The sequence below is a fragment of the Kitasatospora sp. NPDC089797 genome (assembly GCF_040684795.1).
In the GTDB taxonomy this organism is placed as follows: domain Bacteria; phylum Actinomycetota; class Actinomycetes; order Streptomycetales; family Streptomycetaceae; genus Kitasatospora.
Map to the genome: position 1 here is coordinate 57,176 of NZ_JBFBGS010000034.1, position 12,256 is coordinate 69,431.

At 74.2% G+C, this 12,256-nt stretch carries 12 protein-coding genes; 10 read left to right on the forward strand and 2 right to left on the reverse strand.

Annotation, left to right across the window (positions count from 1 at the left end; translation table 11 throughout):
• The first annotated feature begins 25 nt into the window (after window positions 1-25).
• The 5 genes from AB0O91_RS26265 (at window position 26) to AB0O91_RS26285 (ending at window position 3,831) form a co-directional block, all read left to right on the forward strand.
• Entirely contained in the window at window positions 26-334 is a 309-nt protein-coding gene (locus AB0O91_RS26265) for a DUF6191 domain-containing protein (protein WP_363437585.1), read from the forward strand.
• Window positions 335-405: 71 nt separating this feature from the next.
• Window positions 406-996 (forward strand): DinB family protein, encoded by a 591-nt coding sequence (locus AB0O91_RS26270; protein WP_363437588.1) that lies wholly within the window; start codon window positions 406-408, stop codon window positions 994-996.
• A gap of 109 nt (window positions 997-1,105) precedes the next feature.
• Window positions 1,106-2,011, forward strand: coding sequence for a hypothetical protein (locus AB0O91_RS26275; RefSeq protein WP_363437591.1), 906 nt, complete (start codon window positions 1,106-1,108; stop codon window positions 2,009-2,011).
• A 144-nt stretch (window positions 2,012-2,155) separates the two neighbouring features.
• Window positions 2,156-3,271 carry an SUKH-4 family immunity protein gene (locus AB0O91_RS26280; RefSeq protein ID WP_363437594.1) on the forward strand — a complete coding sequence of 372 codons (1,116 nt, stop codon included), beginning with the start codon at window positions 2,156-2,158 and terminating at the stop codon, window positions 3,269-3,271.
• Between the two features lie 179 nt (window positions 3,272-3,450).
• Window positions 3,451-3,831, forward strand: a complete 381-nt coding sequence (locus AB0O91_RS26285) for a hypothetical protein (RefSeq protein ID WP_363437597.1) — start codon at window positions 3,451-3,453, stop codon at window positions 3,829-3,831.
• Here the strand turns inward: AB0O91_RS26285 and AB0O91_RS26290 are convergent.
• Complete coding sequence (locus AB0O91_RS26290) at window positions 3,746-5,227, reverse strand: MFS transporter (protein ID WP_363437600.1); 1,482 nt, start codon at window positions 5,225-5,227, stop codon at window positions 3,746-3,748. The two genes, AB0O91_RS26285 and AB0O91_RS26290, sit on opposite strands and share 86 nt — an antisense overlap.
• Window positions 5,228-5,406: 179 nt before the next feature.
• Between AB0O91_RS26290 and AB0O91_RS26295 the strand changes: the two genes are divergently transcribed.
• The 5 genes from AB0O91_RS26295 (at window position 5,407) to AB0O91_RS26315 (ending at window position 11,362) form a co-directional block, all read left to right on the forward strand.
• Window positions 5,407-6,306 (forward strand): LysR family transcriptional regulator, encoded by a 900-nt coding sequence (locus tag AB0O91_RS26295; RefSeq protein ID WP_363437711.1) that lies wholly within the window; start codon window positions 5,407-5,409, stop codon window positions 6,304-6,306.
• Window positions 6,307-6,548: 242 nt separating this feature from the next.
• Window positions 6,549-7,310 carry a MerR family transcriptional regulator gene (locus AB0O91_RS26300; RefSeq protein ID WP_363437602.1) on the forward strand — a complete coding sequence of 254 codons (762 nt, stop codon included), beginning with the start codon at window positions 6,549-6,551 and terminating at the stop codon, window positions 7,308-7,310.
• Between the two features lie 532 nt (window positions 7,311-7,842).
• The gene (locus tag AB0O91_RS26305) at window positions 7,843-9,321 is read left to right on the forward strand and encodes a histidine kinase (protein WP_363437605.1); all 1,479 of its coding nucleotides are present in this window, start codon (window positions 7,843-7,845) and stop codon (window positions 9,319-9,321) included.
• Window positions 9,273-9,920, forward strand: coding sequence for a response regulator transcription factor (locus tag AB0O91_RS26310; RefSeq protein WP_363437608.1), 648 nt, complete (start codon window positions 9,273-9,275; stop codon window positions 9,918-9,920). Before AB0O91_RS26305 ends, AB0O91_RS26310 begins: the two co-directional genes overlap by 49 nt.
• Window positions 9,921-10,315: 395 nt before the next feature.
• The gene (locus AB0O91_RS26315; RefSeq protein ID WP_363437611.1) at window positions 10,316-11,362 is read left to right on the forward strand and encodes a 2-oxoglutarate and iron-dependent oxygenase domain-containing protein; all 1,047 of its coding nucleotides are present in this window, start codon (window positions 10,316-10,318) and stop codon (window positions 11,360-11,362) included.
• 136 nt (window positions 11,363-11,498) lie between these two features.
• On the opposite strand, the gene AB0O91_RS26320 is transcribed toward AB0O91_RS26315, so the two are convergent.
• Window positions 11,499-12,164 (reverse strand): cysteine hydrolase, encoded by a 666-nt coding sequence (locus AB0O91_RS26320; protein WP_363437613.1) that lies wholly within the window; start codon window positions 12,162-12,164, stop codon window positions 11,499-11,501.
• Window positions 12,165-12,256: the final 92 nt, after the last annotated feature.

Sequence of the window (12,256 nt, forward strand, 5' to 3'; positions counted from 1 at the left end):
CGCCGGGGGTACGGATACTGGGCGCATGGGACTCATCGTCTTCGTCACCCTGCCCGGACTGGTCGTGCTGCTCACCGCGCTCGCACTGGTCGACCAGTTGCTGCTGCGCGCAGGGCGGGCCGGGCTGCTGCCCTGGCGGACCCCGGCACGCCAGGGCCAGATCTCCGCCACCGGGTTCGAGCAACTGCACGCCACCTTCTCGGCCGGCAAGCAGCACGAACTCAAGGAGCGGCAGTCCTCGCTCATGCAGCGGGACGACGACGAGAACGGCGCACCGCGCAACCCCACCGGGGTGGACCTCGACCGGGGAACGGCGGTGATCCGGCGCTCCTGAGAGCGGCGCCCGGGGCGTCGGCGGCCGGCAAAACCGGTGGACAGGTCCGTGCGGGTCAACACACTGTTCCCATGACGGCGAACGACGACAAGAACGACCTGCGGATCTACGTCCAGGACGCCCGCGACGCCCTGCTGTGGAAGCTGGACGGCCTCTCCGAGTACGACCTCTGCCGGCCGCTCACCCCCACCGGCACCAACCTGTTGGGCCTGGTCAAGCACGTCACCGGGGCCGAGGCGCTGTACCTGGGCGAGACCTTCGGACGGCCCTTCCCCGAACCGACCCCGCTGTGGTTCATCGGCACCGACGAACCGAACGGCGACCTGTGGGCCCGTGCGGACGAGAGCACCGAGGAGATCCTCGGGCGCTACCGCCGGGTCTGGGCCCACTCGGACGCCACCGTCGAGGCCCTGCCGCTGGACGCGATCGGCGAACTCCCCTTCGGCGACCGCCCGAAGCAGACCCTGCACCGGGTGCTCGTCCACGTGATCGCCGAGACCCACCGGCACGCCGGCCACGCCGACCTGGTCCGCGAACTCATCGACGGCGCCACCGGACAGCGCTCCGACGGGGCCAACACGGCCCCCGGCGACGCGCGTTGGTGGCGGACCCACCACGACCGGGTGGAACAGGCCGCCCGACGGGCCGGCGGGCTCGTCTGACGTGGGTGCGACGGGCGCGGAGCAGGGGGTCCGGATCGCCGCCCGGTGCGGGCGGTGCGGCGGCACCGCCACCCGGAGCATCGGCCAGTTCCTGGATGAGGGAGGGGCGTTGTGCTGGGACGCCGAGTTCCACTGCCCCTCCTGCCACCTGAACCAGTGCGAGCACGAAGGCCGGGAGGCGATGCCGGAGGACGAACGCGCGGCACTCCTGGCCGCCCACGGCCCGGCCCGGCTTCGGCTCCCGGGGCCGCTCGGCGATCCGGTGGCCGCGCTACGGGTGTTGCGGGTACGGCCGGACGGGACCGGGGTTCCCCTCCGGCTGGCGCGCGAAAGGCTGGACGAGCTGCGGGAGTTCGGGCTGAGCGGAACCGCCGTCGAGATGGCGTGGTGGCGGGTCCGGCTGGCCGAGCGGGGCATCACGGCGGTGGTCGAGCAGGGTTTCGGGCGGGCGTACCGGTACGCGGGGCCGCCGGAGCTGCGGGAGCGGGCGGTGGAGCTCGGGGCTCCCGGCGGACAACTGGTCTGGAACCGGGCGGAGTTCGCCCACTGGGTGGACGGGCGGACGGCGGCGGAGCTCGCGGAGCCGTTCACCTTCACGGTCGGCCTGGGCGGGTCACTGCGGCTCGCTCCGCGCCGCAGCGAGCACGTCGTGTGTGCGGGTGCGGAGCCGGTACTGAGCGCCGGGGAGATCGGGTTCCGGCGGTCGTGCGGGGGCGGGGGCAGGGGCAGGGGCGAGGGCGGAGGAACAGGCGGGGGCTGGGAGGTCGGGACGGTCAGCAACCTCTCCACCGGATACTGCCCGGACGTCGAGTCCTGGCCCGCCGTGGCCGCCGCCCTCGACCGGCTCGCGCTCCCGTACCCCGGCGGCTTCACCCACCCGGTGGTGTTCCGCCGCTGCCCGGACTGCGGGCGCTGCGGCATCGTCCGGGAGGGGCACTACGTCTGTGTGTTCTGCGACGCGGACCTGCCGGAACGGTGGAACGTGGACCAAGTCCTGGAGGTACTGCCGTCGTAGGGCCGGGTGTGGGGGCGCGAGCGGCGACCGGGGAAAGCGGTGGCGCTGTCGGGTCGGCCCGCTAGGGTCTGGTGGGTCGAGGGGGCGGAACCGTGAGAGGCGGGGCACGTGGGGTGTGTGCGGGTGGCCGGGGTGCCGAGCGGGTTGGCGCATGAGGGGAGCCGGGAGTTCCTGCTGCGGGAGGGGCTGCCGACGGTAGGGGCCTTCCTCGACTTCGGGGCGCTCGACGGCGGGACCCTGAGGGCCTTCCCGGCCGCCGACGCCGAACGGCTCTACGTCCTCGGGGAGACCGACTACTGCACCCCCTTCGCCGCCGTCGGCAACCTGGTGCTGCTGGACGGCACCACCGGCGAGGTGTTCCTGGGCAACGGCGGCCCCCGACGGGACCCGCTGGCCACCGACCTCGGCTCGCTGGCCGCGCTGGTGCGGGAGGTCGACGCGGTGGGCGAGGCGGCCCGGCGCCCGGAGGCGCTGGACGGGCGGCGCGGGCCCGCGGTGGTGGCCGAGGTGCTGGCCGGGGCCGACCGTCGGCTGCGGGAGATCGACCCCGGCCTGTTCCGGCCCGGCGCCACGCCCGCGCACTGGGGGACGGCGCTGCTGGTGCGGGCCCTGGGCTGGGGCGCGCTGCCCGGCGGCCCGGGCGGGCCCGCGTACGAGGTCGGCGCGGAGCTGGTCGCCGAGCTCGCGGCACTGACGGACGAGGACGGCGGCGGGGGCCTGGTGCACCGGTTCCGGCCGGAGGGACTGCCCGCCGCCCTGGTGCACGAACCGACCCGGCGGCTGCTCACCGAGGTCGGACTGCCGCTCGGCGGGGCGATGTTCGGGGTGTGCGAGGAGCCGCTGGTCACCATGGCGGAGGCGTACCCGGAGTACTTCGACGGCGAGGAGGAGCGCCCGTACCAGGGCGACTTCCTCGCCCTCGGGGACTGGCCCACCGACCTCACCATCGCCCTGGACGGCGCCACCGGGCGGCTCGAACTGCCGGACTGGTACGACGACGGCCAGCCCGAGGCCTACCTGAACCGCGACCTGACAGCCCTCCTCTACGCGCTGTGGACGTACGAGCGGCTGCGCGCCGAGTGGGAGCGCTGGGAGCACGGCCGGGGCCGGGACACCTGGGCGGTGTTCGATCCGCAGTCGCTGCTGAGCACCGTGGTGGACCGGCTGGTCGAGGGCGTCGACCCGGAGGCCTTCGCCTCGCCGGGGCGCTCCTGGCGGCTGCTCGCGGAGGACGGACACCTCGGCGGTCTGCTCGGGTGAGCCGCGTCCGGCCGGGGCCCTGATCGACGCCCGACCCGAGCCCTGATCAACGCCCGACCCGAGCCCTGATCAACGCCCGACCCGAGCCCTGATCAACGCCCGACCCGAGCCCTGATCAACGCCCGACCCGAGCCTTGAACGACGCCCGACCGGGGCCGCCGCGCCGGTACGCTGCCCCGGTGACGAACATCCGTACGGCGGCCGGGCGAAGACGGGCGATGCTCCTCGGCATCAGCGCCGCCCTCTCGCTCGCCTCGGCGGGCGCGCTGTACGCCCTGCTGTACGTACGGTCGCTGGACTACGGGGAGCGTTGCGAGCGCGGCGTGGTGTCGGGCGGCGGGCGACTGCTGGAGACCGGGGCGTCCTGGCTGCCGCCGGACGCCTGGTGCCGGTTCGAGGACCGGAGCCTGTCCACCACCCCGTTCTGGGCGCTGCTGCTGTTCTACGCGCTGCTGACGGTGGTGGTCTGGTCGGTCAGCACGCTGGCGCACACCCTCCGTCCGCGTCCGAACCCGGGGCTGGACTGGCAGCCGGGCCACGGCGCCGGACCGGGGCGGTAGCCGGGGCAGCGGCCAGGGCGGTGGCCTGGGCAGCACCCGAGGTGGCACCCGGGGTGACCGGTGCGCCCGTCGGCACCGCTGCGCGGCGGCTCCGCAGCGGGGAGAGGTGGACCGGCAGGAACGCCGTGGCGAGGACCGCCCCGCCGAGCCAGAGCGCGGCCCGCACGCCGAGGAGTTCGCCGAGCAGTCCGGAGAGCGCGGAGCCGACCGCGAGTGCGCCGGTCAGCAGGAAGCGGAAGGTCGCGTTCATCCGGCCGAGCAGCGGGTCCGGGGTCATCCGCTGGCGCAGGCTCACTCCGAGCACGTTGTCCATGCCGGTCTTGAAGGAGAGCAGCAGCCAGCCCGCCCCGGCCGGCAGCAGCCACGGTCCGCCGGCGATCAGCGGCACCAGCAGTCCGGCGGGCGCCGTGCACAGGCCCGCCAGGGCGAGGGTGCGACCGTCGCCGAGCCGGGCGGAGAGCGGGCGGGCGCAGCGCGAACCGAGCAGGATACCGACGCCGCCGACCGCCCAGAACAGGCCCAACGCCGCAGCGGGGAGGTGCAGTTCCCGCACGAACAGCACCGGGAGCAGGGTGTTGACCAGTTGCGAACCGAGGTTGTTGAGAGCGGCGGTGGCCGCCAGTGCGCGTAGCCGCGGGTTGCCGAGGACGTGCCGCAGGCCCTCGGCGATCCGGGGGCCGAGGCCGGGCCCGGCGATCGGGGCGGAGACCGGGGCGGAGACCGGGGCGGAGACCGGGGCGGAGACCGGGGCGGAGACCGGGACGGGTACGGGAACAGGGACGGGCGTGGGGAGCGGCTTCGCCGTGGGGGTGGCGGGGGCGGGGCGCAGCGCGGTCAGTCGCAGGGCCGAGCCGAGGTGGCTGAGCGCGGTCGCGACGATCGCTGACGGTGCGCCGAGCAGTTGGACCAGCATTCCGCCGGCACCGCGTCCGGCGACGTTGCCGACCGCCATCAGGCCGACCACCGCGGCGTTCGCGTCCACCAGGTGCTCACGACCGACCAGCCCCGGCAGCACGCTCTGCGAACCGACGTCGAAGAAGACCGTGGCGGCACCGGTGAGCAGCGCGACCGCGTACAGCTGCCCGAGGGTGAGCCCGCCGAGCCACCAGGCGAGCGGGACGGAGGCGTAGAGCAGCGCCTTCGCCAGGTCGGCGACGATCAGGACGCGGCGGTGGCGCATCCGGTCGACCCAGGCGCCGGCGGGCAGGCCGATGAGCAGGAAGGCGAGGGTACTCAGGGTGGCGAGCAGACCCGCCTGCCCCGGACCCGCGTCGAGCGCGGAGACGGCGACCAACGGGACGGCGACGTAGCCGACGTTGGTGCCGAGTTGGGTGAGCGCGGTGGCGGCGAAGAGGGTGCGGAAGTCGGGGATCCGCCAGAGGGAGTCGGGGCGCATGGTCCGTTTCGGTGGGTCATCGAACGGTGGGCGGTGGAGCGCTGAGCGGTGGGGCGGTGGATGGTGGGGCGCGGTGGGTGCCTGATGACGGTCGCGCGACCTGATCAGGTAGCACAAGCGAAAAGTTCTTCATGACCTTTAAGCTGCGCTGCATGAATGCCACGCTCGACGTCCGCCGGATGCAGGTGCTGCGTGCCGTGGTCGACCACGGTTCGGTGAGCGCTGCCGCCGGTGCCCTCGGCTACACCCCGTCCGCCGTCAGCCAGCAGGTCGCGACACTGGAGCGGGAGACCGGGACCGCCCTGCTGGAACGGATCGGGCGCGGGGTGCGGCCGACCGCCGCCGGGCTGCTGCTGGCCGGCCACGCGGCCGCCATCGACCGGCAGGTGGCGGAGGCCGGTGCGGCACTGGCCGACCTGCGGGCCGGGCGCAGCGGCAGCCTCACCGTCCGCTACTTCGCCACGGCCGGCGCCGCCCTGGTCGCCCCGGCCGTGGCGCTCTTCCGCCGGGAGTACCCCGGCGTGCGGCTCGACCTCGGCCTGACCGACCCGGTGGACCCGCTCGGCGAGGTGCAGGACGGCCGGGCCGACCTCGCGGTGGTGTTCCGGTCCGAGCAGGCGGCCCCGACCGGCCTGCGCCTGGCACACCTGTACGACGATCCCTACCGTGCCGTGCTGCCCCGGGGACACCGACTGGCCGCACGGCGCGCCCTGGACCTGGCCGAGCTGGCGGACGAGCCCTGGGTCGGCGCCGAACCGCCCGGCCCCTGCCGGAGCATCGTCCACGACGCCTGCGACGCGGCCGGGTTCCGTCCGGCGATCGCGGTGGACGGCGCCGACTACCTGACCGCGCAGGGTTTCGTCGCGGCGGGACTGGGGGTGTCGCTGCTGCCGGAGCTCGGCCTGGCCCAGCGGCACCCGGGCGTCACGGTGCGCCGGGTGCGCGCGCCGGAGCCGGTCCGGACCCTGTACGCCGCGGTGCGGGAGGGCGCGTGGGGGCAGCCGGTGCTCGCGGCGCTGGTGGGAGCGCTCCGGTCGGCGACGGGGGCGGTGGGGGATCGACGTCCTGACGATGCGTGACCCGGATGCGGCGGGCGGGGAACGCCCACCTGGCTTTCGGGGTGGTCGAGCCCGTAGCGCTGGTCGGGCCGGTATCAGTGGTCGGGCTGGTAGCAGTGGTCGGGCCGGTCGGGCCGGTCGGGCCGGTCGGGCTTGAAGCTGCCGCAACGGCAGCTTCTACCGTCGTGTTCGGGGCCGGAGGAACCGGCCCCGGTCGAGCGAAGGTGCCCGTCGACGGACACCCCGAAGAGAGGGAGACCGCCATGGCCTGGCCGATCGCCGAGGTCGCCCGGATGTCGGGCGTGACCGCCCGGACCCTGCGGCACTACGACGAGATCGGCCTGCTGCCTCCGGCGTGGATCGGCTCCAACGGCCACCGCTACTACGAGGAGCGGCAGTTGCTGCAACTGCAGCAGGTCCTCGTGCTACGGGCGCTGGGGGTGGGGCTGGCCGAGATCTCCCGGATCGTCGGGGACCAGGTGGACGAACTGGAGTCCCTACGGGGCCACCACCGCCGGCTGGTCGCCGAACGCGACCGGCTCGACGGCCTGGCCGCCACCGTCTCGCGCACGATCGCCGACCTGGAACGCTCCCGGAAGGACGGCACACCCATGACCAGCATCAACCGGCCCGAGAACCTCTTCGAGGGCATCCAGCCCGCCGATGTCGACCTCAGCCTGCGCGACTTCCCCGGGCAGGCCGAGGCCGCCCGGCGGGTCACCGCCGCGATGACCCCGGCCGAGGTCGAGGCCGGCCAGCGCGAGCGGACGGCCCGGATGGTCCGCCTGGCAGAGCTGATGGCGGCCGGCCACCCGGCCGACGCCGAGCCCGTGCAGCACATGATCGACGAGGAGCACCGGCTGCTCGACGGACTCCGGGCCGTCCCGACGGAGGAGTACCTCGCCATCGCGCGCTCGTGCACGGAGAACGCGCAGTGGAGCGCCGCGTACGAGGCCATCACCCCCGGACTGGCCGCCTACCAGCGTGCCGCCATGGAGGCGTACGCGGCGACCCGGCTCTCCTGAAGTCCCGGCCTGCATCTGAGGCAGGGCCTGTTCCCGGCTCGTCCCGGCCGGTTGGGCCGGGAGCAGCACGTCGCCCTGCGCGGTCAGGTCGTCCAGCAGGTTGAAGCACTGGAACACCATGCCGATCCGGGCCCGCCGGCACTCGGCCGGCGCCTCACCGGCCCGCGCCTCCGGGCCGAGCCCGGCCAGGGCGGGAGACGCTGTGCCGGATCGGTCGTACCTCTTGCCGACGCCACGGATCCTGATGATCGGCGCGTTCACGGGCCCTCCACGGTTCGCGGTCCGGGACCGGGAGAGGCCCGGTCCGACTGACGGAATATCACGCTACGAAGCCGCCGCCGGGGCCGGACAGCCGTCTGGACGGCATCCCTGAGGTGTATCCAGATACACCCCGAACTGGGTGTTCAGGCCTAGAGCATCGAGCTTTCGCCCGGGGCAGACTGACTCAGCGAAAGATCGGAACCGGGGCCCGTCGGGCGTCGGGGCCAGGCTTCGGGCCCCGGGCGGGGTTCAGGACGTGAGGGGGCACGACATGAGGGCGGGAGCGATCGACAGGGCTGCCCGGCGGGTGGGCCGGGCCTGCGTGGACGGCGTACGCGCCTGGTACGTGGTGACGTTGGCCGTGACGGGGCTGATCTCGTTGCTGGCCGGGCCGGTGCTGGTGGGCGCCGCGTTGTTCGGCCCCGACGAGTCCCGGCCGGGCGGGCTGGGCGGGCCACTGGTCCTGCTGGTCCCGTTGGGCCCGGTCGCCCTCTGGGCGTTGTGCTGGGGCACCGGCGGCGGTGGCCGGGCGGTCGGGGCCGTGCTGTTCGCCCCGGGCGCGCTCGCGGTGACGGCGACGCACCTGTACGGCGGCGCCGCGCCCGGGAACCGGTCCGTCTCGCTCTGGTTGACCCCCTCGCTGCTGGTCCTCGGCCTGTTCGGCGCCCGGTGGATCGCGACCGAGACCCGGCGGGTCGTCGGCCGGTGGAGCGGGCGGCCGGTCCCGGTGCCGTACCGCCGGCCGGCCGCGACGACCGGTACGGCCGGGGCAATCGGTACGGCCGGGCCCTGGCAGCGGTTGCGGTCCGGCGGCTGGCTGACCGACCCGGCGACCTGGCGGGACCTCGCCTGGGCTCTCCTCACCGGCCTCGCCGTCCTGTTCACGGCCGCGATCGTGCTGCTGGCCCCGATCGCCATGGAGGTCTTCGGCCGGAACGGACTGCTCTTCCCGCCGGTCATCGTCTACGGCATGGGCGTCTGGGTGGCCCCGTTCGCGATCCTGTGGGCCGCCCCGCCCGTCCTGCGGATGCACGAGAAGGCCGCCCGGTCCCTGCTCGGCCCCTCCCGGCGGGCCGAACTCGCCCGCCAGGTCAGCCACTTGGCCCGCACCCGGGCGGACACCATCGACTCCGGGGCAGCCGAGCTGCGCCGGATCGAGCGGGACCTCCACGACGGGGCGCAGGCCCGGCTGGTGGCCCTGGGCATGCTGCTGACCGTGGCCGAGCAGGTGAAGAACGACCCGGACGCGCTCGGGCCGCTGCTGGCCGAGGCCAGGACCTCCTCGGTGAAGGCCCTGAGCGAGCTGCGGGACTTGGTCCGGGGCATCCACCCTCCGGTGCTGGCCGACCGCGGCCTCGCCGACGCCGTACAGGCCACGGCGCTGGACCTACCGCTGCCGGTCACCTTCACCGGCGGCCTGCCCGGCCGGGCGCCGGCACCGGTGGAGTCGGCCGCCTACTTCGCGGTGAGCGAGCTCCTGGCCAACGCGGTGAAGCACGCCGAGGCCTCGCGCCTTTGGATCGAGATAGGGCACAGTGACGGGCTGCTGCGGATATCGGTCACCGATGACGGGCGCGGAGGCGCCGACTCGTCCCGGGGCACCGGCCTCAGCGGAACCGAACGCCGATTGGCCGCCTTCGACGGGGTGCTCGCGATCAGCAGTCCGTCCGGTGGTCCGACCATCGTGAACCTGGAGATCCCGTGCGCGTTGTCATCGCCGAAGACCTCTTCCTCCTCCGGGACGGGCTGACCCGGCTGCTGGAGGCCAACGGCATGAAGGTCACCGCGGCGGTCGAGAACGGTGAACAGCTGCTCGCCGCGGTGGCCGCCGACCGACCCGACATCGCGGTGGTCGACGTCCGGCTGCCACCGAGCTTCACCGACGAGGGGCTGCGCGCGGCACTGGCGGCCCGGCAGGCCCACCCGGGCCTGCCGGTGCTGGTGCTGTCGCAGTTCGTGGAACAGCTCTACGCCCGCGAGCTGCTGGCCGGCAGCTCCGGCGGGATCGGCTACCTGCTCAAGGACCGCGTACTGGACGGCGCCCAGTTCCTCGACGCCGTCCGGCGGGTCGCCCAGGGCGGTACGGCGATGGACCCGGAGGTGATCACCCGGCTGCTCACCCACAACTCCTCGGCCGGCCCGGTCTCCACCCTCTCCCCGCGCGAGCGGCAGGTGCTGGGGCTGATGGCCGAGGGCCGCTCGAACGCGGCGATCGCCCAGCAGATGGTGATCACCGAACGGGCGGTCGCCAAGCACACCGCCTCGATCTTCGTCCGGCTCGACCTCCAGCCCTCGGACGACGACAACCGCCGCGTCCTGGCCGTCCTGGCCTACCTCAACAACTCCTGACCACCCTCGACCGACCAGAGGGGGAGCCGCCCGCCACAGCACCGTCCGAAGCAGCCCTTCGTCCGCACGGGCGCGGCCGCGAGGCCTCCCCGCTTGACAGGCCTCGAACAAGTGAGGGATGTCACTCCACCGCAAGAGGCTCGCCTACCGCCGAACGGGTCATTTAGGCTGATGAGGTGCTCATCCTTGTTCGCCGCCGCCACGTGGACCTGCTCCGCGTGACGACCATGTCCTGTCGACGCTCCGGCTGAACCTCGCGCCACCCACCCTCACGGCGGCCCCGAGCGGCCGCCATCACCTCCCGGCTACCGGAGCACCCGCCGCACCAGGCGAGGCTCCCGCCGTCCCCGGTCGACCACCGGGACCAGCCGGGACGAGACCAGCGGATGTCACCCATGTCGCAGCAGCACACCCCCGTACCCGGAACCGGCTCCGTCCCGGAGGCGTTCCCCGAGGCCCTCCCGGTGATCGACCTCTCGCTCGCCGACGGCAGCCCCGAGGACCGCCGCCGCCTGCACGACGAGCTGCGCGCCGCGGCCACCGGCGTCGGCTTCTTCCAGCTCGTCGGCCACGGCATCACCCCGGAGGAGACGGCTGCGCTCACCGCAGCCATGCGCGCCTTCTTCGCCCTCCCCGAGGCCGACCGGCTCTCCGTGAGCAACCTCAACTCCCCGCACTACCGCGGCTACACCCGCACCGGCGACGAGCGCACCGGCGGCAGCCAGGACTGGCGCGACCAGCTGGACATCGGCGCCGAGTTGCCCCCGCACACCCCCGGCAGCGGCGAGCCGCCGTACTGGTGGCTGGAGGGCCCCAACCAGTGGCCGGCCGCGCTCCCCGAGCTGCGCACCGCCGCACTCGGCTGGATCGACCACCTCGGCACGATCGCCCGCCGCCTGCTGCACGAGCTCCTCGCCGCGATCGGCGCCCGCCCGGACTTCTACGACGAGGCCTTCGCCGGCCACCCCCACCTGCGGCTCAAGCTGGTCCGCTACCCCGGGACGGCTCCGGACGGGGCCGGTCAGGGCGTCGGCGCCCACAAGGACTACGGCTTCATCACCCTGCTCCTCCAGGACACCGTCGGCGGTCTCCAGGTCGAGCGCCCGGACGGCACCTTCCTGGACGTCCCGCCGCTCGACGGCGCCTTCGTGGTCAACCTCGGCGAGCTGCTGGAGGTGGCCACCGACGGCTACCTCAAGGCCACCAGCCACCGCGTGGTCAGCCCGGCCGGGGCCCGCGAGCGCTACTCCGTCCCGTTCTTCTACAACCCGCGCCTGGACGCCCACGTCGAGCCGCTCGACTTCCCGCTCGCCCACCACGCCCCCGGCGCCACCGAGGACCCGGCCAACCCGCTCTTCGCCGACTTCGGCTTCAACGAGTGGAAGGGCTACACCCGAGCCCATCCCGAGGTCACCCGCCGCCACCACGCCGCCCTCGCCTAGACCACCGCCCGGCGACGGGCGGCAGCAGGCAGCGGACGGTCATGGGTCGGCGGCCGGACCGGCACGCTCCCGCACACCGTCGGGGCGCGTGCCGGTCCGGCCGTTCCGACCCGCCCTGCCCCACCCCGCCCCGCCGTCATCGTGCGGCGGCCACGGTGCCGTAGGAGCAGGCGTCGTAGGCACCGGCATCGCACGAGGCCGCGAAGGCTGCGGCGTCGGTCTCGCCGCCGAAGTGGTGGATCACGTGTTCGCGGACGTGCTGCTGCTGGGCGCGGGTGAAGGCCGCGCAGGCGTCGTGGATGACGTGCGCGGTGTAGCCGCGGTCGTGGGCCTCGCGCAGGGTGGACTCCACGCACACATGGGTGGCGAAGCCCGCCAGGTACAGGTCGGTGACGCCGAGTCGGCGCAGGATCAGGTCGAGGTCGGAGGAGCCGGCGAAGGCGCTGGCGCCCGCGCGGCCGCGCACGACCGCCTCACCCGGAGCGGGCCGGAACGGCTCGGCGAACTCGGCACCGGCACTGCCGAGGAGCCAGGTGCCGGCCCCGGGGATCACCGCACGCAGGCCGAGCCGCGCCGGGGTCCAGCTCGCCAGCTCCGGTGCGCCCGGGGTGAGGACGAGCGGCACGTGCACGACCGGAACGCCGTGCGCACGGGCGGCGGTGAGGGCGGTGGCCGCGCCGTGCACGGCGGTGTCGAGCAGGCCGCGGTCCTCGACGAGGTGGTTGAGGCGGCCGTGGTCGGGGTCGAGCCACTCGCGCTGGAACTCGATGAGGACGAGGGCGGCGTTCGAGCGTGCGGACATGACCGTCATGGTCGGGGCTCCTTGCCGGGAAAATCTCCAACTGATGAGTTGGAGATTAGCGCGAGCGGCCCCCATTTCCAACCCGTCAGTTG

Bases quoted from the DNA above. Each gene is read 5' to 3' on its own strand.
- AB0O91_RS26265 (WP_363437585.1), top strand. From the start codon at position 26: ATGGGACTCATCGTCTTCGTCACCCTGCCCGGACTGGTCGTGCTGCTC.
- AB0O91_RS26320 (WP_363437613.1), bottom strand. From the start codon at position 12,164: ATGTCCGCACGCTCGAACGCCGCCCTCGTCCTCATCGAGTTCCAGCGC.
- AB0O91_RS26300 (WP_363437602.1), top strand. From the start codon at position 6,549: ATGGCCTGGCCGATCGCCGAGGTCGCCCGGATGTCGGGCGTGACCGCC.
- AB0O91_RS26315 (WP_363437611.1), top strand. From the start codon at position 10,316: ATGTCGCAGCAGCACACCCCCGTACCCGGAACCGGCTCCGTCCCGGAG.
- AB0O91_RS26290 (WP_363437600.1), bottom strand. From the start codon at position 5,227: ATGCGCCCCGACTCCCTCTGGCGGATCCCCGACTTCCGCACCCTCTTC.
- AB0O91_RS26270 (WP_363437588.1), top strand. From the start codon at position 406: ATGACGGCGAACGACGACAAGAACGACCTGCGGATCTACGTCCAGGAC.
- AB0O91_RS26295 (WP_363437711.1), top strand. From the start codon at position 5,407: ATGCAGGTGCTGCGTGCCGTGGTCGACCACGGTTCGGTGAGCGCTGCC.
- AB0O91_RS26305 (WP_363437605.1), top strand. From the start codon at position 7,843: ATGAGGGCGGGAGCGATCGACAGGGCTGCCCGGCGGGTGGGCCGGGCC.